A 22,965-nucleotide genomic window follows, 5' to 3' on the forward strand; every position below is an offset into this window, starting at 1 on the left:
GCAGAGCCTGACGGCCCGATCAGCCTGGGGTCGGCCGACAGGCGGCCAGACGCCCCTCGCCTTCGAGGCCCACGAGCCAGGCCTCGATGTTCTCGCCCAGCCGGTTGGCGGTACTCACCAAGGCGCGCACGCCACCCCGCGCATCGGGCGTCGCGGCCGGTACTTCGATCTGCTGCGGCAGCATCGCCAAGGGGCGGCGCCGTTCGTCGAGCACGGTGACGACGGCATTGAGCACGCCGCGGCTGTCCTGCGGCGCAGCGAAGACCTGCACGAACTCCTCGACCTCGACGCGCAGGAAACAGCTCACCGCAGTGCCGGCGTCGTTGAGCCCGAGCTGGCGCCGCAACTGACGGGCGATCAGGCTCGCCGGCGCGGCGGCCCAACGGCTGCCGGTGTAGGCGCGCTGCAGCAGGGGATCGTCGTAATCGAGCCGGTAATCGATGGGCAGGGCTTCGTACCACGCGGGCATGCGCACATCGACAGCCAGGCGCCAGGGCCGGACCGGTGCGGTCCGCGACGGCAAGGGGCCGAAGTCGTAGACCACCACCGGCGGCGGTGCGCTCGGCAGCCCGCTGCAGCCGAGCAGGCCGCCGCAGAGCACGCCGACCGCCAACAGGGCGCGGGCAGGACGGAGGGGGAATCGGACAGAAAAAAGCTTCATCGCGGAAATCATCGCAGGCTCACGGTCTGGGGCGCGGCGCCGGGGCCGCGGAAGGCGCCGAAAAACCGGGTTCGCCGGGGCCGGGCGGCGCCTCGGGGCGGCCGAAAATCAGGCTCTGCGGCGACTCTTCGAGCATCTGCAACACGCGCCCGAGTTGCCGGCTGCTGGCGGAAAGCTCGCGCGTGAGGTCATCGACGCGCGGCAACAGTCCGGCCGACTGGCCGCTCCCCGGCTCGCCCAGGGCGACATCGAGCTTGTCGCCCACTGCCTGAAGGCGGGCCACCAGGCCGCGCGCTTCGGCGAAAAACGGCCCGGCCTGGGCCGTCGCGTGCTCGGCATGGTTGAGCGTCGCTTCAAGTTTCTGGACGTTCTCGGAGGTCAGCACGCTGCGCAATTGCGCCGTCGCCGCACGCGCCTCGGCGGTGGTCGCCTCGAGGTTGGCGAGGGTGTTGGAAATGCGGCGGCGGTTATCGGCATCGAGCAGCGCGTTGACGCTGAGCATCAGCTCGCGTGCCTGGCGCAGCACTTCGCGCCCGTTGTCGGCCAACCCCTGCATCAGCGACTCCTGCATCGGAATGCGTGCCGGCGCCCCGCCCTCGCCCTGGAGCGGACGCGGATCGCTGCCGTCGTCGTCGAGCAGCACGTGGGCGATGCCGGTCACGCCCTGATAGCCGAGCTGCGCCGTCGTGCCGGCGGTGAGCGGGATGTCGCGGTCGATGGCAATGCGGATCAGGGTGCTGCGCACGTCGTTCGGGTCGAGGCGGATGTCGGCCACCTTGCCGACCCGGATGCCGCGGTAGCGCACCTGCCCCTGCACGTTGAGCCCGCTCACCGTGCGCGTGGTGACGACGAGGTAGTCGCGGGTTTCTTCGTCGCTGTCGCCGAACCACCACAGCGCGCCGAGGGCCGCAAGGCCGAGGAGCACGGTGAAGAGTCCGGCGATGAGTGCGTGCGAACGGTTTTCCATGGGTCTAGTTTAACGCCGCTGCATGAGCGCGGTGGCGTGTTCGGAGCAGAAGAAATTGCGGATGAAGGGATGGTCGACGGCCAGCACCTCGGCCGGCGTGCCGTAGGCGACGATGCGCTGCTCGGCCAGCACGGCAACGCGCGTGGCCAGGCCCGCCAGGGTTTCGAGGTCGTGGGTGACCATGATCACGGTGAAGCCCAGCTCGCGCTGGAGCATGCGGATCAGCTTGACGAAGTTGTCGGCGAGGTCGGGGTCGAGGCCTGCGGTCGGCTCGTCGAGCACCAGCAACTCGGGCTCGAGCGCCAACGCACGGGCCAGCGCGACGCGCTTGATCATGCCGCCGGAGAGCTCGGCCGGCATCAGCGCGGCGTGCTCGGGCGCCAGTTCGACCAGACCGAGCTTCATGAAGACCAGCGCGCGGATCAGGTCTTCGTCGAGCGTGCGCAGCTCGCGCAGCGGAAAGGCGATGTTGTCGAAGACCGAGAAAGCCGAGAACAGCGCGCCCTGCTGGAAGAGCATGCCGAAACGTCGCCGCACCGCGCGTCGCGTCGAGGCATCGGCGCCGAGAACGGGCTGTCCGAAGAGTTCGACCGAACCCGAGGTCGGTTCAAGCAGGCCGACGATTTCGCGCAGCAGCGTGGTCTTGCCGCTGCCTGAACCGCCGACCAGGCCGACGATCTCGCCCGCCGGCACGTCGAGGTCGATGCCGCGGTGGATCACCGTCCGACCGAAGCGCGTGTGCAGGTCGCGGATGCGGATGACGGGGGTGGAAGCATTCATCTCAAACCCCCGGCATGCCGACGTTGCGGGTAAGGATGGCAAACAGCGCGTCGACCAGGATGACGACGGTGATCGCGGTCACCACCGCCGAGGTCGTGCGCGCCGACAGGCTCTCGGTGTTCGGCCGAACCTTGAGCCCGAAATGGCAGGCGATCAGCGCGATCAGGAGGCCGAAGAAAAAGCCCTTGCCGATGCCGATCCAGAGGTTGGCCACGGGCACCGCGCGCGGCAGGGCCTGGAGGAAGAAACCGTAGTCGAGCCCCATCTCGAGGTTGGCGGCGACCATGCCGCCAGCGATGCCGGCGAAAGCGCACCAGATCACCAGCAGCGGCATGACGATGGCCAGCGCGGCAACCTTGGGCAGCACCAGGCGCAAGATGCGCGAGACGCCCATGGTGGCCAGCGCGTCGATCTCCTCGGTGACGCGCATGACGCCGATCTGCGCCGTCATCGCCGAGCCCGAGCGCCCGGCCACCAGGACGGCGACGATCACCGGCCCGAGTTCGCGGGTGATGCTGATGCCGAGCAGGTTGACGATGTAGATGTCGGCGCCGAAGGTCTTGAGCTGCAGCGAGGAAAGGTAGGAGAGGACGATGCCGATCAAAAAACCGACCAGCGCCGTCACCGGCAGCGCCTGCGCCCCGCTTTTGTAGAGCGTGGCCGAGAATTCGCGCCACGGGATGTCGCGCGGGTGCCGGCACAAGTAGGCGATTTCGAGCACCAGATGGCCGACCAGGGTGACGACCTCCTGCAGGTTGCGCAAGGCCGACAGGTTCGCCCGCCCGAGCGCATACACCCAGGCGAAAGGCGGTTCGCGGCGCTGCGGCGGCGCCTGCTCGGGCAAGGCGGCGACGCGCGCGATCGCCGCCCGCTGCAGCTCGGAGACCGCCAGCGCCTCCGGCCAGCGCCGCCCCCAGGCCCGCCACAAGAGCAAGGCCGCGGCGCTGTCGAGGCGGTGGATGCCGCGCAAGTCCCAGGCCGCGCCGCGCTGCGCCAGCAGCCGCGCTTCAAGCGCCGGCACGCCGCCCGCCGTTTCGCTCAGCGCGGACAGCGTCCACTCGCCGCGCAGCACGACGCGCCCGCCCGGCGCCGCCGCGGCGGTTTCCTCGATTATTTCGAGTTCAAGCCCGGCCATGCCTTAAGCCTTCCTCCGCTTCATGCCGCGCCCGTTTCCGGCAAACGCTTGGCGACGTTGCGACGGCGAATGCGCAGGCCGATGCCCAGGCGCTGCCAGACCAGCGCTTCGTCGGCCAGCGCCGCCGTCGACAGCGGATTGGCGGCAAGCCAGTCGCCCGGCACGTCGAGGCTGAAGCCGCTCGGCGTGTGGCGCAGGATGCAGGCCGGGAGCGGGCTGTCGTCACGCGAACGGTTGAAGAGGACCCCCAGACGCAAAGCGCAGACCAGCCGCCAGAGCGGATCGGTGAAAGGGATGCTCTGCAGTTTCTCGAGCTTGCCGCGCTGGCTGAGGATGAGCTGCGCCAGGCGCTCCTGGTCGCGACGCGAAAAGCCGGGCATGTCGGCGTTGCCGACGATGTAGGCGCCGTGTTTGTGAAAGCCGGTGTGCGCGATCGACAGGCCGATTTCGTGCATCAGCGATGCCCAGCGCAGCTGGCGCAGGTCGGCTTCGAAAGCGACGTCGCCAACGGGCACCATCTGGCCGAGCAGGGTCAGCGCATCGCGCTCGACGCGTTCGGCCTGGCGCACGTCGACCTGATAGCGGCGCATGAACTGGCGCACCGTCACGTCGCGCATGTCGTGCTGCTGGAAGCGCCCAAGCTGGTCGTAGAGAACGCCGAGGCGCAAGGCGCCTTCCGAATAGACGAGGCGCTCGATGCCGAAGGCCTGGAACACCGCGCACATGATCGCCAACCCGCCGGCGAAGACCGGAATGCGGTCGGCGCGCATGCCGGCGAGTTTGAGCTGGCCGGCCGTCCCGGCGCGGATCAGCGCCTCGCGCAAGAGCCCGAGGCCAGTGCGGGTGATGCCGCTCGCCCCGTCCGGGTTGAGGCCGTTGGCCTCGAGCAGATCGACGATGGCGCGCGCGGTGCCCGAGGTGGCCGCGCCTTCCTCCCAGCCGAGCGCACGGTAATCGTGGGCGATCGTCGCAATCTCGCGTGCGGCGGCAAGCTCGGCCTCCTGGAAGCGTTTGCGGTCGACGCGGCCGTCGGGAAAGAAGCGCAGCGAATAGCTGACGCAGCCCATGTACAGCGATTCCATCAGCAAGGGGTCGAGCTTCTTGCCGACGATGAATTCGGTCGAACCGCCGCCGATATCGACGATCAGGCGCTTGTTGCGTGTCGCCGGCAGCTCGTGCACGGCGCCGATGTAGATCAGGCGCGCTTCTTCACGCCCACCGATGACTTCGATCGGAAAGCCGAGCGCGGTCTCGAAGGCCGGCAGGAGTTCGCGCGCGTTCTTGGCCACGCGCAGGGTGTTGGTCGCCACCGCGCGCACCGAACCGGGCTGGAAGCCGCGCAGCCGCTCGCCGAACAGCGCCAGCGCACGCAATGCCCGTTGCTGGGCGGCGGCGTCGAGATTTTTCGCGGCATCGAGGCCGGACGCCAGGCGCACCGGTTCCTTGACGGTGTCGAGCGGATAGATCTGATCGTCGACAACCCGCCCGACTTCGAGCCGAAAGCTGTTCGAGCCGAGATCGACGGCGGCAATCTGTGCGTAACCCATGGTCCCTTCCCTCCTCGCCCCGGGCCGGTCAGCGCGGCGCGCAAGCGCCGTGGGGAAAAGCGCCGATTCTACACCGCACACCGATAGCCCTGGCGGGCCGCGCACGCTGGGCGCCTCGCTCATTCTGGTTCAATCCGGGCGAAACTCAATGTCAAATGGTGTGGGGCGGACCGGCGCGCTTGTCAGTTCGGCGCGATCCTGCTTCAATGGCCGACATGTCGCCCCGTACAGACGCCTCGCGCCCCACAGCCTCGCAACGCCCGGCCGAGCACTTCCTGAATCGTGAACTGGGCATCCTCGCCTTCAACCGCCGCGTGCTGGCCCAGGCCAGGAACCCGCGCACGCCGCTGCTCGAACGCCTGCGTTTCCTGTGCATCGTCAGCAGCAACCTCGACGAGTTCTTCGAGATCCGCGTCGCCGGGCTGAAGGAACAGCTCAAACTCAACTCGGTCGCCGTCACCACCGACGGCCTCTCGGCGCGTGCCGCCTACGAACAGGTGAGCGCGCAGGCGCATGCGCTGGTCGAGGAACAATACGCGCTGCTCAACGATGACCTCCTGCCGGCGCTCGCCGCCGAGGGCATCCGTTTCATCCGCCGCAGCGAATGGAATGCCGCGCAGCGCGACTGGATTCGCGGCTATTTCATGCGCGAGGTGATGCCGGTGCTCACCCCGATCGGCCTCGACCCGTCGCACCCCTTCCCGCGCGTGCTCAACAAGAGCCTCAACTTCGCCATCGAGCTGGACGGCAAGGACGCTTTCGGACGCAGTTCGGGCGCCGCCATCGTGCAGGCGCCGCGCGTCCTGCCGCGCGTCATCCGCCTGCCGCGCGAGCTGTGCAACGGCGAAAGCGGCGAAGCTTGTGAATACGGTTTCGTCTTCCTGTCCTCGATCCTGCACGGTTTCGTCGGCGAACTTTTTGCCGGGATGGACGTGCTCGGCTGTTACCAGTTCCGCGTCACGCGCAACAGCGACCTCTTCGTCGACGAGGAAGAGGTCAAGAACCTGCGCACCAAGATCCAGGGCGAGTTGCCGCAACGCCACTTCGGCGACGGCGTGCGGCTCGAGGTCGCCGACAACTGCTCGGAGACGATGGCCAACTTCCTGCTCGCCCAGTTCAACCTGGGCGAAGCCGACCTTTACCGCGTGCAGGGGCCGGTCAATCTGGTGCGCCTGATGCAGGTGCCCGACTGGGTGGCGCGCCCCGACCTCAAGTTCCAGCCCTTCCAGCCCGGCACGCCGAACGCGCTGTACAAGTGCCACAAGCTTTTCGACGCCATGCGCAAGGGCGACATCCTGCTCCATCACCCCTACCAGAGCTTCGCGCCGGTGATCGAGCTGCTCGAGCAGGCGGCTGTCGACCCACAGGTGGTGGCGATCAAGATGACCGTCTACCGCACCGGCACCGATTCGGTGCTGATGCAGTCGCTGCTTCGCGCGGCGCAGAACGGCAAGGAAGTCACCGTCGTCGTCGAGCTGATGGCACGCTTCGACGAAGAGGCCAACATCGGCTGGGCGACCAAACTCGAAGAAGTCGGCGCGCACGTCGTCTATGGCGTCGTCGGTTACAAGACGCACGCCAAGATGCTGATGATCGTGCGCCGCGAGGAAGGTCGGCCGGGCGGCCCGCTGCGTCGTTACGTGCACCTCGGCACCGGCAACTACCACCCGCGCACCGCGCGCCTCTACACCGACTTTGGCCTGCTCACCTGCAACGAGGAGATCGGCGCCGACGTGAACGAGGTCTTCAAGCAGCTCACCGGCCTCGGCCGCGCACAGACGCTCAAGCACCTCTGGCAGTCCCCGTTCTCCCTGCAACAGAGCCTGCTCGGCGCGATCCGCGGCGAAATCGCCGCCGCCCGCGCCGGAAAACGCGCACGCATCATCGCCAAGATGAATTCGCTGCTCGAACCCGGCGTCATCGGTGCGCTCTACGAAGCCTCGCAGGCCGGAGTGAAGATCGACCTCATCGTACGCGGCGTCTGCGCCCTGCGTCCGGGCATCCCCGGGCTTTCGGAAAACATCCGCGTGCGCTCGGTGGTCGGCCGCCTGCTCGAACACCACCGCGTTTTCTACTTCCATGCCGACGGCAAGGAGAACGTCTACCTCTCGAGCGCCGACTGGATGGAGCGCAACCTCTTCCGGCGCATCGAGCTCGCCTTCCCCGTCCTCGACAAGAAGCTCAAGCGCCGGGTGATCGCCGAAGGCCTGCAGATCTACCTCGCCGACAACCAGCAAAGCTGGGAGATGGACGCCGACGGCCACTACCACCTGCGCCGTGCGCGCAACAAACTGCGCTGCGCCCAGAGCGAGCTGATCGAACTGCTCAAACCGTAATTTCCCGCCCGCCGGAAGGTCCATCCGGTGCGCCCTGCCGTGCCGCTGGAGGGCGCATCCACAGGCGCGCGCAGGCCGGCCTTAGGCCAGGTGCTTCTCCGCCCCGGACACCTCGAACGCCTCGCCGGTGGCGAAGAAGCGCCCGCCCGACTGGTAGTGCAAGGTCGTTCGCGCGGCGTCCCGAAAATGCCAGCGGCCGTCCGAAAACAGCGCCGGATCGGCGTGCGCGGCCAAGACTTCGGCAATGAACAAATCATAACTACGCTCGTTGTGTGGCTCGCGCAGGACGCGGCATTCGAGCCAGGCGGCGCATCCGGCGACCAGCGGCGCGGCAATGCGCTGCGCAGGAAAGTGCGTGAGCCCGGCGGCGGCGAACTTGTCGCCGTCGCGCCCGCTGCGGCTGCCGACGTCGATCACCGCGTCCGCCTGCGCGCGCAGCGGCAGGTTGAGCGCAAATTCACCTGAAGCCTCGATCAGTTCGCGCGTATAGCTGCTTTTGTCGACGACCAGTAGCACCTTGGCCGGAGCGAAGTCGAGCGGCATCGCCCAGGCTGCAGCCATGACGTTGTGCCGCTCACCGGCGGCGCTGGTGACCAGCGTCACCGGGCCATGGTTGAGCAGGAGGTAGCTTTTTTCCAGCGGCACGGAAACGGTGGCCGCGAGCGAGTCGATGGGCATGGAAAGTCCTTCTCGGCTAGGATGTAATCTAATTCGGAGCGCCTTCGATTTTACGGGAGAAGCACATGCAGATATTGGGCATCGACGTTGGCGGAACGGGGATCAAATTCGGAGTGGTCGACACCGCGACCGGCACGCTGATCGGTGAGCGCGAACGCATCCTCACCCCCAAGCCCGCCACGCCCAAGGCCGTGGGCGAAGCCTTGCGCGCCATCGTCGAGCAAAAAGGCTGGCGCGGACCGGTCGGAATCGGTTTTCCGGCGGCCATCGTCGGCGGCACGGTGCGCACCGCGGCGAACATCGACAAGAGCTTCCTCGGCCTGCCGATCGCCGCCCACTTCGCGCAGCACACGGGCTGCCCGGTCTTCGTCGCCAACGACGCCGATGCCGCGGGGCTGGCCGAGATGCGCTTCGGCGCCGGACGCGAGAAAACGGGCGCCGTGCTCATCGTCACCATCGGCACCGGCCTCGGCACCGCGCTCTTCCATGACGGTCGCCTGCTGCCGAACACCGAGCTGGGCCACATCCACCTCGACAACGGCAAGGAAGCCGAGCCCTACGCTTCAGAAGCGACGCGGGTGACCAAGAAGCTCAAGTGGAAGGACTGGGGGCCGCGCCTCGGGCACGTGCTGTGCACGCTCGAACACCTGCTCTGGCCCGAGTTGATCGTCATCGGCGGCGGCGTGAGCAAAAAACTAGAAAAATACGCACCTTACCTCAAGACGCAAGCGCCTGTCGTCGCCGCCTCCTTCCTGAACGAAGCGGGCATCGTCGGCGCGGCGCTGATCGCCGAAAACGGTCTACGCCAGACGCCGGCCGCGGCACCCAAAAAAGGCCACGCGTCGCCGCGCAAAGGCAGCACTAAAGCTTAGGCACCAAGAACACGGAGGTTACGGGCCGCCTCTCCGAGCGGAAGCCGGTCGGATCGCGGGCAGCCCGGCCTTTGCGCTTCAAGGTGGCGCCTTTGACGGCGCATGGGGCACGGCGCCGCCTCAGGCGCGGCGCGCGGCAATCACGCCGGGAATGTCGAGCAGAAGGTGCAGCGTGCGCTTGAGCTGCGGCACGTTGCCGATCTCGGCGGTGAAGCGCATGTTGGCGCTGCCCTGCTTGGTCTGCGTGCTGACCGCGATGACATTGATCTTCTCGCGCAGGAGGACGTCCGAGACATCGCGCAACAGGCCCTGCCGGTCGTTGGCGTCAACCACGATGTCCACCGCGAAGACCTTGCCCGTCTCCTGCCCCCAGGCCGAATCGATCACCCGCTCGGGGTGCATGGCCTCCATGTTGGCGAAGTTCGGGCAGTCGGCGCGGTGGATCGAAACGCCCTTGCCGCGCGTCACGAAGCCGACGATGGGATCGGGCGGCGCCGGCTTGCAGCAGCCGGCGAGGTGGGTCAGCAACTTGTCGACACCGACGATGAGGATGCCTTTGTCGCTTTCCGGCGTCGATTTCGGCCGCGCCTTCGCCGCGACCTCGGCATCGTTTTTCTCGTCCTCGCTGGTTTCGCCGCGCACCGCCGCCTGCAGCTGGCGCAGGCTGATGTCACCCCGCGCCGCGCCCAGGTAGAGATCGTCGCTCTTGGCGAGCGTCAGGCGCGCCGCAAGCTCGTCGACGCGCAGGCTGGTCTCGCCCATGCGCTGCAGTTCGCGGGTAACGATGGCGCGCCCTTCGGCGAGCGTTTCCTCCAGCGCGCGGGTCGAAAACCACTGCCGCACCTTGGCCCGCGCACGGTGCGTAAACAGGTAGCCGAGCGCCGTGTTGAGCCAGTCGCGCGATGGCCCGCCCTGCTTGGCGACGAGGATTTCGACCCGCTGCCCGGTCTCAAGCGGCGTGTTGAGCGGAATCATCGCGCCGTCGACCTTGGCGCCGCGGCAACGGTGGCCGAGGTCGGTGTGCACGCGGTAGGCAAAATCGACCGCCGTCGCGCCACGCGGCAGGTCGACGACCTTGCCCTGCGGCGTCATCACGTAGATCGTCTCGTCGAGCGCCGCCTCTTTGTAGTGGCGCACCCAGTCCGAACTGTCGGAAACTTCGTCCTTCCAAGTCAGCAGCTGGCGCAGCCAGGCGATCTTTTCGTCATAACTTCCGGCCGAGCGCTTGCTGCCTTCCTTGTAGCGCCAGTGCGCAGCAACGCCCAATTCGGCGTGCTTGTGCATGTCGCGGGTACGGATCTGCACCTCCAGCGCCCGCCCGTCGCGGCAGTGCACGGCGGTGTGCAGCGAGCGATAGTCGTTGCCCTTGGGGTTGGAGATGTAGTCGTCGAATTCCTTGGGGATCGGCGACCACAGGTTATGCACGATGCCCAGCACCGTGTAGCAATCCTTGACCTCGTCGACGATCACCCGCAGCGCGCGCACGTCATAGACGTCGGAGAACTCGATGCCCTTGCGGCGCATCTTGTTCCAGATGCTGTAGATGTGCTTCGGGCGGCCGTAGATCTCGGCGTCGTGGACGCCGGCGGCCGCGAGCTCGCCCTTCAGGCGTTCGACGGCGTCGGTGATGAACTGCTCGCGCTCGGCACGCTTCTCGTCGAGCTGCTTGGCGATTTTCTTGTAGGTGTCGGGATAGAGGAAGCGGAACGAGAGGTCCTCGAGCTCCCACTTCAGTTCCCACACCCCGAGGCGGTTGGCGAGCGGAGAATAGAGTTCGAGCGTCTCGCGCGCCACCTGCACGCGCAGTTCGTCCGTCTCCGCCTCGGCGTAGTGGCGCAGCGTCTGGGTGCGCGAAGCGAGGCGCAGGAGGACGACGCGGATGTCCTCGACCATCGCCAGCAGCATCTTGCGCAGCACCTCGATCTGCGCCTTCATCTCGGCCGGGTTGTGCTCGCCGCTCTCGACCGAGTGGGCAATGAAGCCGCGCGCGATCGGGCGCAGGCCGTGCAGGCGGGAAATGCCGGCCACCAGCTGGGCGACCGGGGTGCCGAAGTCGGCGTCGAGGTCGGCCTTTTCGTCGCAACTGGGGACCGCGAAGAGCAGCGCCGCCAGACGGCTGTCGGCATCAAGCTTCAAACCGGCAAGGATCAGCGCCATGCCGAGCGCATGCGGCCAGATCCCCTCGCCGCTGCCCAGCGCCTGCTCGCCGTAGCATGTACGCGCAAAATCCACCGCCCGCCGGACGCGTCCCGATTCTTCTTCGGTCAGGCCTTCGCAGAGGGTCAGCAGGGATTCTTCATGGCCGCTCTGGGCGGCGACGGAATGGACAACGGATACCATCCGGCCATTATAAACGCTCGCCCCGTGCGCCTTATAGCGCGCGATCGCATAAGCTCATAAGTCGCAGCCTGCTTGGCGCCGTGCCGCCTATAATCGTGCCTTTCCGTCTCCGCACCGTGTCCGATGCCCGCCCGCCTGCTCCATCCCTATGTGCTGCTCACGCTGACGACCTTGTTCTGGGCCGGCAACATGGTCGTCGGCCGCGGCCTGCGCGAGGCCGTACCGCCGTTCACCCTCGCCTTCTGCCGGTGGACGATCTGTCTGGCGCTGACCCTGCCTTTCGCCCTGCCGCACCTCAAGGCGCAATGGTCTTCGTTGCGCGCCGCCTGGCGCCCGGTGCTGGTGCTCGGGCTGCTCGGCGTCGGCGGCTTCAACACCTTCGCCTACCTCGCGCTGCAACACACCTCGGCGACCAACGTGTTGCTGCTCAATTCCTTCATTCCGGTCGCCACCCTCGCCCTGGCCTGGATGCTGCTCGGCAAGCGCCTGAGCGGTACGGGCAGCCTCGGTGTGCTCGTTTCGCTCGGCGGCGTCCTCACCATCGTCGCGCGCGGCGACACGGCAACACTGACCGCGTTGTCGCTCAACGTCGGCGACCTGTGGATGCTGACCGCCGTGCTCGTCTGGGCGCTCTACACCATCGGCCTGCAGTGGCGGCCGGCCGGGGTCGATCCGATGCTGTTGCTCGCGGCCTTCACGGTGGTCGGACTGGTCGCACTCGCCCCCGCCTTCCTCTGGGAAATGGCGAACGGCCAACGCATCCAGGCGAGCCCCGGCGCCTTGGCCGGCATCGCCTACGTCGGCGCCCTGCCGGGCTTTCTCGGCTACGTCTTCTACAACCGCGCCGTGGCCGAAGTCGGCCCGGGCAAAGCCAGCCTGTTCATCCACCTGATGCCAGTCTTCGGCACCCTGCTCTCGGCCCTCTTCCTCGGCGAACGGCCGCAGCCTTACCATGCCCTCGGCATCGCGATGATCCTGTCTGGCATTTTCCTCACCTCGACCAGCAAGCCCCGCTGACATAAATGCCGCTCTCCCGCTTTCTCGCTTTCTTCGGTGCGCAACCGAGCTCCCGCGCGCCGCGCATCCCCGACCCGCTCTGGGACGACACCCTTGCCGCGCTCCCCTTCTGCGTCCGGCTCGATGCGGACGAACGCGGACGGCTGCGCGCACTGTGCGAACGTTTTCTTGGCGAAAAGGAATTCTCGACCGCGGGCGAACTCGAGCTGAGCGATGCGATGTGCGCCTCGATCGCCGTCCAGGGTTGCCTGCCCATCCTCAACCTCGGCCTTGAATGCTACCGCGACTGGGTCGGCATCGTCGTCTATGCCGACGAGTTCATCGTCCCGCGTCAGATCGAAGACGAGATCGGCGTGGTCCACGAATACGACGACGTCGCCTCGGGCGAAGCCTGGGACGGCGGACCGTTGCTCGTCTCCTGGCGCGATGCGCAGATGGCCGGCGACGGTTACAACGTCGTCATCCACGAGTTCGCGCACAAGCTCGACATGCTCAATGGCGACGCCGATGGCATTCCGCCGCTGCCCGAAGGCGTTTCTCGCAGACGCTGGGAGCGCACGCTCACCGATGCCTACGAAGATTTTTGCCTCCAGGTCGACGACGCCGAGGTGCGCGGCGAGGACGACACGGCCTTCGATCCCTATGCTGCGGAGACTCCCGGCGAATTTTTCGCCGTGATGAGCGAGATTTTCTTCGAAGACCCGCGCCTGCTACGCGCCGAATACCCGGACTTCTACGTGCTGCTCGCCCGCTTCTACCGTCAGGACCCGGCCGCACGCGACGACGCCCTGGAGGCTTCCGCAACCGCCCCCTCCGCCGCCCCCTCCGCCCCCTCCGCCCCCTCCGACTGAGCCGCAAGCCCGCCCACGTGCCTTGGCGCGCAAGACTGGACAGCCCTCGCGGTGCTCGCTATCCTCGATACCAATTGCATTCTTCCCGCGCGCGCCCGCGCGCCCAACGCCGTCATCGACCGAGCGAGCCATGCATAAATTCCGCCCCCTCCTGATCCTCGCCGCCCTCAGCACCCTCGCGGCCCCACTCGCCCCACTCGCAGCGGAAACTGTCGAAACGAAGGCCAGCGCACCGAATATACAGCTCGAACCGGCGCGCGCCCTGCTGACCCAGCCCGACCGCTGGATGACGCTGAGCACCTCGCGCCAGGTCGCCGCGCGCCTGGAACTCGGTCGCCAGCTGCGCGCTGGCGACGAGGCCGCGCTGGCCAAACTGCCGCGCTTCGTCACCCTCTCCGACGCGCACGGCGCACTCGACCGCTTCGACGCCCTGCTTCTGCACGCGCTACGCTCGGTGCCCGCCGGACTGGGGCTCGCCGGTCTCCAGGGCTTCGATCCCGAGCAGCCACTGGCGCCGCAACTTGCCGAACGAGGCTCGCCGCTCGAGAGCTTTCGCGGCCAGATCTACTTCCACAACCTGGGCGACCTCGTCGACCGCGGTCCGCGCGGCCTCGCCGTCTATCGCCGCACGCGCGAGCTGATGGACGCCGGCCTGATGGACTTCGTGATCGGCAACCACGATTTCTGGATGTTCATGAACCTGCAGGGGCTGCACCTGCCGTCGTATCCGGGCTTCCACTTCTACGCCTACCGCGACGAGTTCGACGCCCGTTACGGCCGCGTCGAGGACGTCGTCGCCGCCCAGCGCAAAACCACCGCCGAGGCCAACGTGCCCGACTGGTGGGCGCGCCGCTTCGCGGAAATCACCCTGCGCCACAACGCCGAACAGAAATCGCGCTGGAGCGAAGTGCAGGACAAAGTCGGCACGATGTTCAAAGCGATGACCGAGACGATGAAGCGCGACGAGCTCAAGCGCTGGGGCGCGACGCCCGACGGCCGGTTGTGGAACGCCCTGCGCGGCCATGACGTCCGGATCGGCGACGTCTACATCGGGGCGCGGGCCGTGGCCGGCTCGTCCCTGCGCTGGTGGCAGGACCTGCAAGGCGAATTCGCCAAGGCGCTGGCCGCCCTGCCCGAAGACGCAGCGCAACGCGAGCTGTGGCAAGGCGCCTTGCAGCTCATCGCCGAGGAAATCGTGCCGCCGCTGCGGCGCGACCTTGAAGCGGGCCTGGAACGCGGCGAATGGTGGCTGCGCGCCTTCGAGGCGATCAACTACCGCAACTACGAATCGCCCGAATGGTGGGCCAAGGATTGGGTCTTCCACCGCGACTGGGGCACTTCGATCCTGAAGGAAATTTCGCCCGAATTCCGCGAAAACAGCCTGAACGGCCCGGTCAGCTTCGCCGACTACCTGCGCCAGCCCATCCTGATCGAGATGGCCGATTTCTTCCGCGCCAACTTCAACCTTTACCGCAAGGACATGTACGGCACCGTGGTCATGCATGGCTTGCTGCCGGTCGATCCTGACAGCGGCGAATTCCACTTCACTTACCGCGGCCAGGAATACCGCGGTCGCGGCGGCAAGACGCCTTCGGTGTGGCAAGGTCTGCGGCGCATCGAAAACGACATCAAGGATCTGCGCAAGCCGCTGGCTGAACTGCATGAGGCGCTGACGCTGGTCAATTCCTGGTACGCCGACCGGAGCACCCGGGCCAAGGCCATCGACGTCGCCGGCGCGGTGAACCGCATCGGCGTCGAGCGCCTGGCGGCAGCCAACGGTTTCGGCCGGCTCTACCTCGGGCACACCCCTTTCCTCGAATTCATCCAGCGCCTGACCGCCGAGCAGCGCGGCGAGCGGATCAAGAACTTCCTGATCGAAGACCGGATCGGCCTCGTCGACCACGGCATGAGCCCGCGCTACGGGCACCGTGGCGGCTACATCAGCACCTCGGCACAAGACGGGATCATGCTCGTCGGCATCGAAAACGCGCGCAGTTCGACCGCCATCCTGCGCAGCCCGCGCACCGTCGGCGACCCCGGCAAGGACGGCAGCGCGGGCAAGGCGCTGGCCGAACACGGCGGCGTGCATGCCCTGCTGTTCCGCGCCCAGCTGCGGCGCGAGATCGTCGCCGAAACGCTCGGCCCGGTCGACAAGCGCTGAATACCTGACTTTCACCCGCCATCAACTACAGTAATAGGGCGTTCCCCGCTCGGGGCGCCCTATTGCTAGGAGCATTTATGCCATCGAACATGACCATCAAGTTCCGGCTGCTGATCCTCGGCAGCATCGCCATCCTTGGCATCTGCATTTCCGGCGGAATGGGGCTGCATCGTCTGGCCCTGATCGAAACGCAGCTCGAAGACACCCTGAAGAACACGCGCTACGGCATCCACCTGATGATCAACGTGTCGCAGGCCAACATCCATTTCAAGACCCAGGTCCAGGAGTGGAAGAACATCCTGATCCGTGGCGATGCACCGGACGCCTTTGCGCAATACCGCAAGAGCTATCAGGAATCGGAACGACAGACCCAGCAGGAGCTGCAGACCTCCCTGAAAGAGATGAAGGAAAGTGGTCATCCGCGCGTGGCAGAAATCGAAGCGGTGATCAAGCTGCACAGCGAACTGAGCGCCCTCTACAGCCGACAGATTGGCGTCTGGGACGTCAATGACCCCAATAACACGCAGCGCGCCGACCGCGCCCTGCGCGGCCTCGACCGGCCGGCGACCGAAGCCATGAACGCGCTCGTCGAAGGCATGGAAAAGGACGAGCGCAGCCGCATCGAAAACCAGCTCGAAGCGGCGCGGGCGCTTTACATCGAGACCCGGAACGCCTTTGTCATCATCTTGCTCGTCGCCGTTTCGATCGTCGGCGCCCTGATCTTCACGACCACCCGTTCGATCAACCGCAAGATCGCCTCGCTCCAGGCAGCAATCGTCAACATCCGCCAGCGCCTGGATCTCAGCCTGCGCCTGCCGGCAGAGGGGGCCGACGAAATTTCCATGACCGCGCGCAGCGTCAACGACCTGCTCGGCGAGTTTCAATCGGTAGTCTCGCGCATGAAAGACAGTGCGGCCCATGTCTCAACGGCCTCAGAAGGCTTGGCGACCTCGGTTGCGCAGCTCTCCGATTCAGTTAGCCAGCAGAATGAATCGACCGCTGCCATGGCGGCCTCGGTCGAAGAGCTGGCGGTCAGCGTGACCCACATTTCCGACTCTTCGAACGCGGCTCAGCAAATCTCCAAAACCTCGCGAGAACACGCCCAGAACGGCGGAGAGGTCATCGGCAAGACCGTTACCGGCATGGTGGACATGACCAAATCCCTGCAAGCGACCGCGATGCAAGTCGAGACACTCGGCCAACGCTCACAGGAAATCGGCAGTATCGCCGGCGTCATCAAGGAGATCGCCGACCAGACCAACCTGTTGGCACTCAACGCTGCCATCGAGGCGGCGCGCGCGGGCGAACAGGGGCGCGGCTTCGCGGTGGTCGCCGACGAGGTGCGCAAGCTCGCCGAGCGCACCGGGGATGCCACCACGGAAATCGCAAACGTCATTTCTGCCATTCAGACCGACACCCAAAAAGCGGTGCATGAAATGTCCGTGGTCGTCGAACTGGCCAACAGCAACGCCGAAATCGCCCGCCAAGCAGGAGGCTCCATCGACGACATTCAGAACGGGGCGGCCGAAGTTTTCAACGCCACTAACGACATCGCAACCGCGCTCAATGAACAATCGGCTGCCAACGATCTGATCGCGCAGCAAGTGGAAGTCATCGCCACGATGAGCGAGAAGAACACCGTTGCCCTTGGCGGTGTGCACCAGGCCTCCGCGGAAATGAAACAACTCTCCGACGAAATGCACGCCACGGTCGACCGCTTCAAGGTCTGAACCGTACCCGGTCACCGCCGCCGGGCGGTGACCGGGGTCAAATCACCTTACCGGGATTCATCAGCCCCTGCGGATCGAGCGCCTGCTTGACCGCACGCATCAGATCGAGCTCGACTTCGCTCTGGTAGCGCCGCAGCTCCTCGCGTTTCAATTGCCCGATCCCGTGCTCGGCACTGATGCTGCCCCCCAGACCCGCGACGACGTCATGCACGAGACGGTGAACGTCGGCTTGCGCAGCAATGAATTGCGCATTTTCTCCGGCCTCGGGTTTGGAGGGGTTGTAGTGCAGGTTACCGTCGCCGACGTGGCCGAAGGTGACGATGCGGATGCCGGGATACGCGGCCTGCAAGACCGCATCGGCGCGTTCGACGAACTCCGGCAAGCGCGAGACGGGCACCGATATGTCATGTTTGATGCTAAAGCCCTCCTTCTTCTGGGCTTCGCTGATGTCCTCGCGCAGCGCCCACAGGCGGCGCGCCTGTTCGCCGCTCTGCGCCAACACCGCATTGCTCAGCAACCCGGGCTCGAAGGCGTCGGCGAGAAAAGCTTCCAGCGCCTCGCGCAAGGCTTGCTCTTCCTGCGGCCCGGAGAGTTCGACGAGCAGATGCCAGGGGCTCGGTTCGAGCGGCGGCTGGGCGCCCGCAATGTGCTTGAGCACCATGCCGAGCGCCAGGTCGGAAACGAGTTCGCAGGCAGTAAGCTGCGTCCCGAAGGCCGCCTGCAAGGCATGCAGGAGGCGCACCGCATGGCTCGGGGATTCGATCGCCAGCCATGCAGTGGCGGTGGATTTGGGCAAAGGAAAGAGTTTGAGCACGGCAGCGGTGATGATGCCCAGCGTCCCTTCGGAACCGATGAAGAGTTGCTTCAGGTCGTAGCCGGTGTTGTCCTTGCGCAGCCCGCGCAGGCCGTTCCAGATGCGCCCGTCGGGCAACACAACCTCCAGCCCCAACGCCAGTTCGCGCGCGTTGCCGTAGCGCAATACCTGCACCCCGCCGGCATTGGTCGCAAGGTTGCCGCCGATCTCGCAACTGCCTTCGGCGGCAAGCGAGAGCGGAAACAGCCGCCCCACCTCCATCGCGGCCTCCTGAACTGCCTGCAGCACGCACCCTGCCTCGACGGTCAGGGTGTTGTTGTCGGGATCGATGGCACGGATGCGGTTAAGACGGGACAGCGAAAGCAGCACTGCGTCGCCGCTCGCATCCGGGATGCCGCCGCCGACGTGGCCAGTGTTGCCGCCCTGCGGCACGATGGACACGCCCTCCGCAGCGCAGGCCCGCACCACCGCAGCGACCTCCTCGGTCGATCCAGGCCGCACCACGCAGCGCGCGGCGCCGTGGTAGCGCCCGCGCCAGTCGGTCAGGTGCGGCGCCATGTCGGCCTCAGCAGTCAGCACCTGCGCGCCCCCCACGATGGCAATCAATTGCTCGATGAACTCATCCCGGCTCACTGCATCTCCCTTCGGCGCGAAATCTTGAAGTCTTACGGAATTACTCGTCCTCGTAGATCGGCTCGGCGTACAGGTCATGTTCGTCGGCATCGACGATGCGCACGCGCAGGAAGTCGCCCGGCTCGCAATCATGGAAGTCGTTGAGCATCACCAATCCATCGATTTCCGGCGCATCGGCCGAGGAGCGGGCCATCGTGCCTTCGTCGTCGACCGCGTCGACCAGCACCACCATCTCGCGTCCGATCTTGGCCGCCAGCAGTTCGGCGGAGATGTCGGCTTGCACGTCCATCAGGCGACGACGGCGCTCCTCGCGCACCTCCTCGGGCACCGCACCCGGCAGATCGTTGGCCGGCGCACCCTCGACCGGCGAATAGGCAAAACAGCCAACGCGGTCGAGCCGCGCTTCTTCGATAAAGGCCAGCAGTTCCTCGAACTCGGCCTCAGTCTCGCCCGGGAAGCCGGTGATGAAGGTGCTACGGATCGTCAGGTCGGGGCACACCGCGCGCCAAGCTTTGATCCGTTCAAGGTTGTTTTCGGCGCTCGCCGGCCGTTTCATCACCTTGAGGATGCGCGGACTGGCGTGCTGGAAGGGCACGTCGAGGTAAGGCAGGATCTTGCCTTCGGCCATCAGCGGCAAAAGCTCGTCGATGCTCGGATAGGGGTAGACGTAGTGCAGGCGCACCCAGATGCCGAATTCGGCCAGCGCCTCGCACAATTCCTTGAGCCGCGTCTTGAGCGGACGGCCACCGTGGAAACCGGTGCGGTATTTCACGTCGACGCCGTAAGCGCCAGTGTCCTGCGAGATGACAAGGATTTCGCGCACGCCGGCCTCAGCCAAGGCACGCGCTTCGCTCAGGACGTCGCCGATCGGCCGGCTGACCAGCTTTCCACGCATCGACGGAATGATGCAGAAGGTGCAGCCGTGGTTGCAACCTTCGGAAATCTTGAGGTAAGCGAAATGTTGCGGCGTGAGGCGGATGCCCTGCGGCGGCACCAAGCTGGTGTAGGGATCGTGCGGCTGCGGCAGGTGATCGTGGACGTGGCGCAGCACCTCGTCGGCCGCATGCGGTCCGGTAATCGCGAGCACCTGCGGATGCGCCTTGAGAATGACGTCGGACTTGGCGCCGAGGCAACCGGTTACGATGACCTTTCCGTTCTCGGCAATGGCCTCGCCGATGGCGTCGAGCGACTCCTCGACGGCGGCATCAATGAAGCCGCAGGTATTGACGACGACGAGGTCGGCGTCCTGATAGGAGCCAGAAATATCATAGCCTTCGGCACGCAGCCGGGTCAGGATCTGTTCGGTGTCGGAGCCGGCCTTCGGACAGCCCAAGGAAACGACGCCTATCGTCGCGGGTTTGTTCATGTCATTCACTCAATCAAAACGGCTATCAGCCGATAGAAAATCGATCACGTCTGCGCCGCTTGAGTGGCGCAAGCGTTTTGGGCCATACGGTCGGCAAGGTCACCGCCGAGTTCGGCTTGGTTTGGCGCTCCGACAGTGTCAGTGGTGTCATTCAGCACGCAGTTGAGCTTCACGGCCAGACTCCGGGCTTGCGGCCCGTTTTGGGCAACAATCAGGGCGCGTAGCGCACCTGGGGACAAGAGTCCCAGCCCTTGTCCCTCTCCGTCGAGAAAGACCTGTAGCAGCACCGCATGCGTCAAATCATCACCGTTTCGGGCATCGACGACCCGAAAGGTCTCGCGCGCCAGAATCAGCGCTCTGATGTCCTCAAGCGCGATGTACGCGCTGCGCCCGGTATCGTAGAGGCGGCGATTGGGGTATTTCCGGATCAGCCGGACGGGAGAATCGGGGAGCGTCATGCGCGGAGAAGGAGTAAAAGCGAAGGCCAAGCGAGCGCGGCAAAGCCTAGTGACTACACTGCGATTCGCTCAAGCGCTGCGCCTTGCCCCATGCTGCGGAGCATCAATTATACCCGATCAGGTCCGACCAAAAACCAGCAAGAAGACGAATCCACCGGCGCATGGTAGGATTGCGCCCGGCCACTCTCTGCACGGAGACGCGCCGACCGCCTGTCGAACAATGTCTCAGCCGCCAGGGGCTGAGAAGGCGCGCAAGCGAACCCTCGCCGTCCGCCGATTCGTTCCGTTCGGATCACCTCGAGCCTGCTCGGGCAACCTTTTCGCATCGAATCTGTCCCTGACATCGCGGCTTTTCAGACAGTCCCCACACCGACAGGTGTGATGGCAACACTTCCAGGAGCAACACCACATGCAGTTTTCCGATCTCGGGCTCACCCCCGAAATCTTGCGCGCACTTGAAGAACAAGGTTACAGCGCCCCCACCCCGATCCAAGCACAAGCCATTCCCGCCGTTCTTTCGGGCGGCGACCTGATGGCGTGTGCCCAAACCGGCACCGGCAAGACCGCCGGCTTCACCCTGCCGATCCTGCACCACCTTTTCACACATCAGGCAACGCAAGCAGCGCGCCCCAAGGGCGAGCGCCGCGGCACGCAAGGACGCCCGCCACGCGTCCTGATCCTCACCCCGACGCGCGAACTCGCGGCGCAGGTCGAGGAAAGCGTCAAAACTTACGGCAAACACCTCCCCCTCAAGTCGCTTGTCATTTTCGGCGGCGTCGGCATGAATCCTCAGATCGCAGCACTGCAACGTGGCGTCGACATCCTGGTCGCCACCCCGGGGCGCCTGCTTGATCACGCACGGCAGGGCAGCCTCGACCTCTCTGCGATCGAAATCCTCGTCCTCGACGAGGCCGACCGCATGCTCGACATGGGCTTCATCCACGACATCCGCCGAGTGCTTGCACTGTTGCCCGCCAGCCGGCAGAACCTGCTGTTCTCTGCAACGTTCTCCGACGACATCCGAAAACTGGCGGAATCCTTCCTCAAGTCACCCCGCCATGTCGAGGCCGAACGCCGCAACTCGGCCTCGGAACTCGTTCGCCAAACGGTGTTTAAGGTTGACCGCGAGCGTAAACGCGATCTGCTGATCGAACTGATCCGTACCCACCAGTGGCCGCAAGTTCTGGTCTTTACGCGCACGAAATGGGGGGCGAACAGCCTCGCGGAAAAACTGAGCAAGGCAGGGATCGAAGCCGATGCGATTCACGGCAACAAGAGCCAGAACGCTCGCCTGCGCGCCCTCTCGAGTTTCAAGGACGGCACGCTCCCGGTACTCGTGGCAACTGACATCGCCGCACGTGGAATCGACATCGAGGAACTGCCCTTCGTCGTCAACTACGAACTGCCCAACGTCCCCGAAGACTATGTCCACCGCATCGGACGGACCGGGCGCGCCGGCAGCAGCGGCGAAGCTGTCTCGCTCGTCTGCGTCGATGAAAACAAGCTGCTCAAGGATATCGAGCGCCTGCTGAAAAAGCCGATCGAAGCCCGAATCCTGCCCGGATTCGAACCCGACCCTTCGATCAAGGCCGAGCCGATCCAGATGCGCTCCAGCGCGCACCAGCCGCGCTCGCCAGGCCGCGGAGACAACGGCCGCAGAAACGCGCCGCGCCGCCCGCACAGTGACTCACCCAAGGCAGATGCAGGCCACGACGCACGCTCAGCGTCGCGCAACAACGGCCGGCGTAGTCGAGGCCCGCGCCCCACGGCAAACACCTAACTCCACCAACAGTTAGGCCGTAAACGAACAAAGCGCCGCTCACTTCAAGTGACGGCGCTTTTTCATTCTTTCTCGTAACGAGGAAGGGAAGGTGGCGAGCCTTACCCCCGGCACTTGCGGTAAGTAACTATGGCTGCTTCCTTCCGGACCTGACCAGGTTCGCTACCCCGCAATGCGGGGAGACCCGCCGGAAACAATTCTAACACACACGTCGAGCTTTCCCTCAGCTTTCTTAGCTTGTTTGGTGCGCTGCGTGGGTTACCGTCAGATGTGGGAAGTACAAGACGGGCTCATCCCGCGCAAGTTTTACCTCGATCGCGAAGAAGCGCGGCGCGATGTATTCAACTACATCGAACTCTTCTACAACCCGAAACGCCGCCATGGTTATGCAAACGGCCTTTCTCCGGTAGAGTTCGAAAAGCAGTATTTCAACCGGCAACAGAGCGTCTACTGAAGACGGGGCGATTCACCCCGAGCTTTTCGACAGCCTGAGCGCGGACGTGCTCGACCGGCTGAGCGCTCGAGTGAGTACTTTTCTGGAATCTGGCGAAACGCGCGCCTGATCTACCCGCCAGTTAGCTGTCGTAGGCTGCCGTCACAAACCCAGGAGAAGACCACCGAATCCGCCCCGGATTCGTTTCCCCCGCGCACACGATCGGCGCCCCTTTGCTGGATTACCGCCCCCACGACATTTCCCGCACGATGCACGTTGCCTCACCGACGCAGCTGTGTCGTGTTTTTGGTAGGTATTGGGAGGTGTTTTGCTGAGGTGTTTTTGTGGGTACGACGTCTCCCCGTAATTGAGTAGCAGGTGGAATTAGAGCCCAATCCCAACGATG

At 65.6% G+C, this 22,965-nt stretch carries 17 protein-coding genes, 1 other RNA gene and 1 pseudogene; 8 read left to right on the forward strand and 11 right to left on the reverse strand.

From position 1 onward, the window contains the following. Positions 1 to 19: 19 nt before the first annotated feature. From QMB55_RS13785 to QMB55_RS13805, 5 genes are read right to left on the reverse strand one after another with little or no spacing between them, the layout of a single operon-like run. Positions 20 to 661: an ABC-type transport auxiliary lipoprotein family protein gene (locus QMB55_RS13785; RefSeq protein ID WP_497589295.1), complete on the reverse strand. Its 642-nt coding sequence runs from the start codon at positions 659 to 661 to the stop codon at positions 20 to 22. A gap of 19 nt (positions 662 to 680) precedes the next feature. Next, positions 681 to 1,628, reverse strand: coding sequence for an MlaD family protein (locus tag QMB55_RS13790; RefSeq protein ID WP_497589296.1), 948 nt, complete (start codon positions 1,626 to 1,628; stop codon positions 681 to 683). A 9-nt stretch (positions 1,629 to 1,637) separates the two neighbouring features. After that, a complete protein-coding gene (locus QMB55_RS13795) occupies positions 1,638 to 2,408 on the reverse strand; it encodes an ABC transporter ATP-binding protein (RefSeq protein WP_497589297.1) in 771 nt (256 codons plus the stop codon). A 1-nt stretch (position 2,409) separates the two neighbouring features. Beyond that, entirely contained in the window at positions 2,410 to 3,543 is a 1,134-nt protein-coding gene (locus QMB55_RS13800; protein ID WP_497589298.1) for an MlaE family ABC transporter permease, read from the reverse strand. 20 nt (positions 3,544 to 3,563) lie between these two features. Further along, positions 3,564 to 5,090 (reverse strand): Ppx/GppA phosphatase family protein, encoded by a 1,527-nt coding sequence (locus QMB55_RS13805; RefSeq protein WP_497589299.1) that lies wholly within the window; start codon positions 5,088 to 5,090, stop codon positions 3,564 to 3,566. Between the two features lie 215 nt (positions 5,091 to 5,305). On the opposite strand from QMB55_RS13805, the gene ppk1 reads away from it, so the two are divergent. Continuing rightward, positions 5,306 to 7,426, forward strand: coding sequence for a polyphosphate kinase 1 (gene ppk1, locus QMB55_RS13810; RefSeq protein ID WP_497589300.1), 2,121 nt, complete (start codon positions 5,306 to 5,308; stop codon positions 7,424 to 7,426). Positions 7,427 to 7,507: 81 nt separating this feature from the next. On the opposite strand, the gene QMB55_RS13815 is transcribed toward ppk1, so the two are convergent. After that, positions 7,508 to 8,104 carry a flavin reductase family protein gene (locus tag QMB55_RS13815; protein ID WP_497589301.1) on the reverse strand — a complete coding sequence of 199 codons (597 nt, stop codon included), beginning with the start codon at positions 8,102 to 8,104 and terminating at the stop codon, positions 7,508 to 7,510. Between the two features lie 65 nt (positions 8,105 to 8,169). On the opposite strand from QMB55_RS13815, the gene ppgK reads away from it, so the two are divergent. Continuing rightward, complete coding sequence (ppgK, locus tag QMB55_RS13820) at positions 8,170 to 8,976, forward strand: polyphosphate--glucose phosphotransferase (RefSeq protein WP_497589302.1); 807 nt, start codon at positions 8,170 to 8,172, stop codon at positions 8,974 to 8,976. Positions 8,977 to 9,096: 120 nt separating this feature from the next. Here ppgK and QMB55_RS13825 read toward each other — a convergent pair whose 3' ends face one another. Continuing rightward, a complete protein-coding gene (locus QMB55_RS13825; RefSeq protein WP_497589303.1) occupies positions 9,097 to 11,316 on the reverse strand; it encodes a RelA/SpoT family protein in 2,220 nt (739 codons plus the stop codon). Between the two features lie 123 nt (positions 11,317 to 11,439). On the opposite strand from QMB55_RS13825, the gene QMB55_RS13830 reads away from it, so the two are divergent. The 4 genes from QMB55_RS13830 (at position 11,440) to QMB55_RS13845 (ending at position 17,075) form a co-directional block, all read left to right on the forward strand. Continuing rightward, positions 11,440 to 12,333, forward strand: coding sequence for a DMT family transporter (locus QMB55_RS13830; RefSeq protein WP_497589304.1), 894 nt, complete (start codon positions 11,440 to 11,442; stop codon positions 12,331 to 12,333). A gap of 5 nt (positions 12,334 to 12,338) precedes the next feature. Further along, complete coding sequence (locus QMB55_RS13835) at positions 12,339 to 13,184, forward strand: M90 family metallopeptidase (protein ID WP_497589305.1); 846 nt, start codon at positions 12,339 to 12,341, stop codon at positions 13,182 to 13,184. A 130-nt stretch (positions 13,185 to 13,314) separates the two neighbouring features. Continuing rightward, positions 13,315 to 15,345 carry a metallophosphoesterase gene (locus QMB55_RS13840; RefSeq protein ID WP_497589306.1) on the forward strand — a complete coding sequence of 677 codons (2,031 nt, stop codon included), beginning with the start codon at positions 13,315 to 13,317 and terminating at the stop codon, positions 15,343 to 15,345. 77 nt (positions 15,346 to 15,422) lie between these two features. Next, positions 15,423 to 17,075, forward strand: coding sequence for a methyl-accepting chemotaxis protein (locus QMB55_RS13845; protein ID WP_497589307.1), 1,653 nt, complete (start codon positions 15,423 to 15,425; stop codon positions 17,073 to 17,075). A 37-nt stretch (positions 17,076 to 17,112) separates the two neighbouring features. Here QMB55_RS13845 and QMB55_RS13850 read toward each other — a convergent pair whose 3' ends face one another. From QMB55_RS13850 to QMB55_RS13860, 3 genes are read right to left on the reverse strand one after another with little or no spacing between them, the layout of a single operon-like run. After that, complete coding sequence (locus QMB55_RS13850) at positions 17,113 to 18,522, reverse strand: FAD-binding oxidoreductase (RefSeq protein WP_497589308.1); 1,410 nt, start codon at positions 18,520 to 18,522, stop codon at positions 17,113 to 17,115. Positions 18,523 to 18,562: 40 nt separating this feature from the next. After that, positions 18,563 to 19,888 (reverse strand): 30S ribosomal protein S12 methylthiotransferase RimO, encoded by a 1,326-nt coding sequence (gene rimO / locus QMB55_RS13855; protein WP_497589309.1) that lies wholly within the window; start codon positions 19,886 to 19,888, stop codon positions 18,563 to 18,565. Between the two features lie 44 nt (positions 19,889 to 19,932). After that, positions 19,933 to 20,346, reverse strand: coding sequence for a polyhydroxyalkanoate synthesis regulator DNA-binding domain-containing protein (locus QMB55_RS13860; protein ID WP_497589310.1), 414 nt, complete (start codon positions 20,344 to 20,346; stop codon positions 19,933 to 19,935). A 409-nt stretch (positions 20,347 to 20,755) separates the two neighbouring features. Between QMB55_RS13860 and QMB55_RS13865 the strand changes: the two genes are divergently transcribed. Beyond that, positions 20,756 to 22,126 (forward strand): DEAD/DEAH box helicase, encoded by a 1,371-nt coding sequence (locus tag QMB55_RS13865; protein ID WP_497589311.1) that lies wholly within the window; start codon positions 20,756 to 20,758, stop codon positions 22,124 to 22,126. A 90-nt stretch (positions 22,127 to 22,216) separates the two neighbouring features. Here QMB55_RS13865 and ffs read toward each other — a convergent pair. Then, an RNA gene (gene ffs, locus QMB55_RS13870) (signal recognition particle sRNA small type) lies at positions 22,217 to 22,315 on the reverse strand. Positions 22,316 to 22,418: 103 nt separating this feature from the next. Here ffs and QMB55_RS13875 point away from each other — a divergent pair. Then, positions 22,419 to 22,580, forward strand: a pseudogene (locus QMB55_RS13875) (IS3 family transposase); the annotation flags it as partial. Positions 22,581 to 22,965: the final 385 nt, after the last annotated feature.

It is taken from the genome of Propionivibrio sp. (assembly GCF_041441355.1).
Taxonomy (GTDB): Bacteria; Pseudomonadota; Gammaproteobacteria; order Burkholderiales; family Rhodocyclaceae; genus Propionivibrio.

Excerpts from the sequence above, each read along its gene's own strand:
- QMB55_RS13785 (WP_497589295.1), bottom strand. The coding sequence starts at position 661 with ATGAAGCTTTTTTCTGTCCGATTCCCCCTCCGTCCTGCCCGCGCCCTG.
- QMB55_RS13790 (WP_497589296.1), bottom strand. The coding sequence starts at position 1,628 with ATGGAAAACCGTTCGCACGCACTCATCGCCGGACTCTTCACCGTGCTC.
- QMB55_RS13795 (WP_497589297.1), bottom strand. The coding sequence starts at position 2,408 with ATGAATGCTTCCACCCCCGTCATCCGCATCCGCGACCTGCACACGCGC.
- QMB55_RS13800 (WP_497589298.1), bottom strand. The coding sequence starts at position 3,543 with ATGGCCGGGCTTGAACTCGAAATAATCGAGGAAACCGCCGCGGCGGCG.
- QMB55_RS13805 (WP_497589299.1), bottom strand. The coding sequence starts at position 5,090 with ATGGGTTACGCACAGATTGCCGCCGTCGATCTCGGCTCGAACAGCTTT.
- ppk1 (WP_497589300.1), top strand. The coding sequence starts at position 5,306 with ATGTCGCCCCGTACAGACGCCTCGCGCCCCACAGCCTCGCAACGCCCG.
- QMB55_RS13815 (WP_497589301.1), bottom strand. The coding sequence starts at position 8,104 with ATGCCCATCGACTCGCTCGCGGCCACCGTTTCCGTGCCGCTGGAAAAA.
- ppgK (WP_497589302.1), top strand. The coding sequence starts at position 8,170 with ATGCAGATATTGGGCATCGACGTTGGCGGAACGGGGATCAAATTCGGA.
- QMB55_RS13825 (WP_497589303.1), bottom strand. The coding sequence starts at position 11,316 with ATGGTATCCGTTGTCCATTCCGTCGCCGCCCAGAGCGGCCATGAAGAA.
- QMB55_RS13830 (WP_497589304.1), top strand. The coding sequence starts at position 11,440 with ATGCCCGCCCGCCTGCTCCATCCCTATGTGCTGCTCACGCTGACGACC.
- QMB55_RS13835 (WP_497589305.1), top strand. The coding sequence starts at position 12,339 with ATGCCGCTCTCCCGCTTTCTCGCTTTCTTCGGTGCGCAACCGAGCTCC.
- QMB55_RS13840 (WP_497589306.1), top strand. The coding sequence starts at position 13,315 with ATGCATAAATTCCGCCCCCTCCTGATCCTCGCCGCCCTCAGCACCCTC.
- QMB55_RS13845 (WP_497589307.1), top strand. The coding sequence starts at position 15,423 with ATGCCATCGAACATGACCATCAAGTTCCGGCTGCTGATCCTCGGCAGC.
- rimO (WP_497589309.1), bottom strand. The coding sequence starts at position 19,888 with ATGAACAAACCCGCGACGATAGGCGTCGTTTCCTTGGGCTGTCCGAAG.
- QMB55_RS13860 (WP_497589310.1), bottom strand. The coding sequence starts at position 20,346 with ATGACGCTCCCCGATTCTCCCGTCCGGCTGATCCGGAAATACCCCAAT.
- QMB55_RS13865 (WP_497589311.1), top strand. The coding sequence starts at position 20,756 with ATGCAGTTTTCCGATCTCGGGCTCACCCCCGAAATCTTGCGCGCACTT.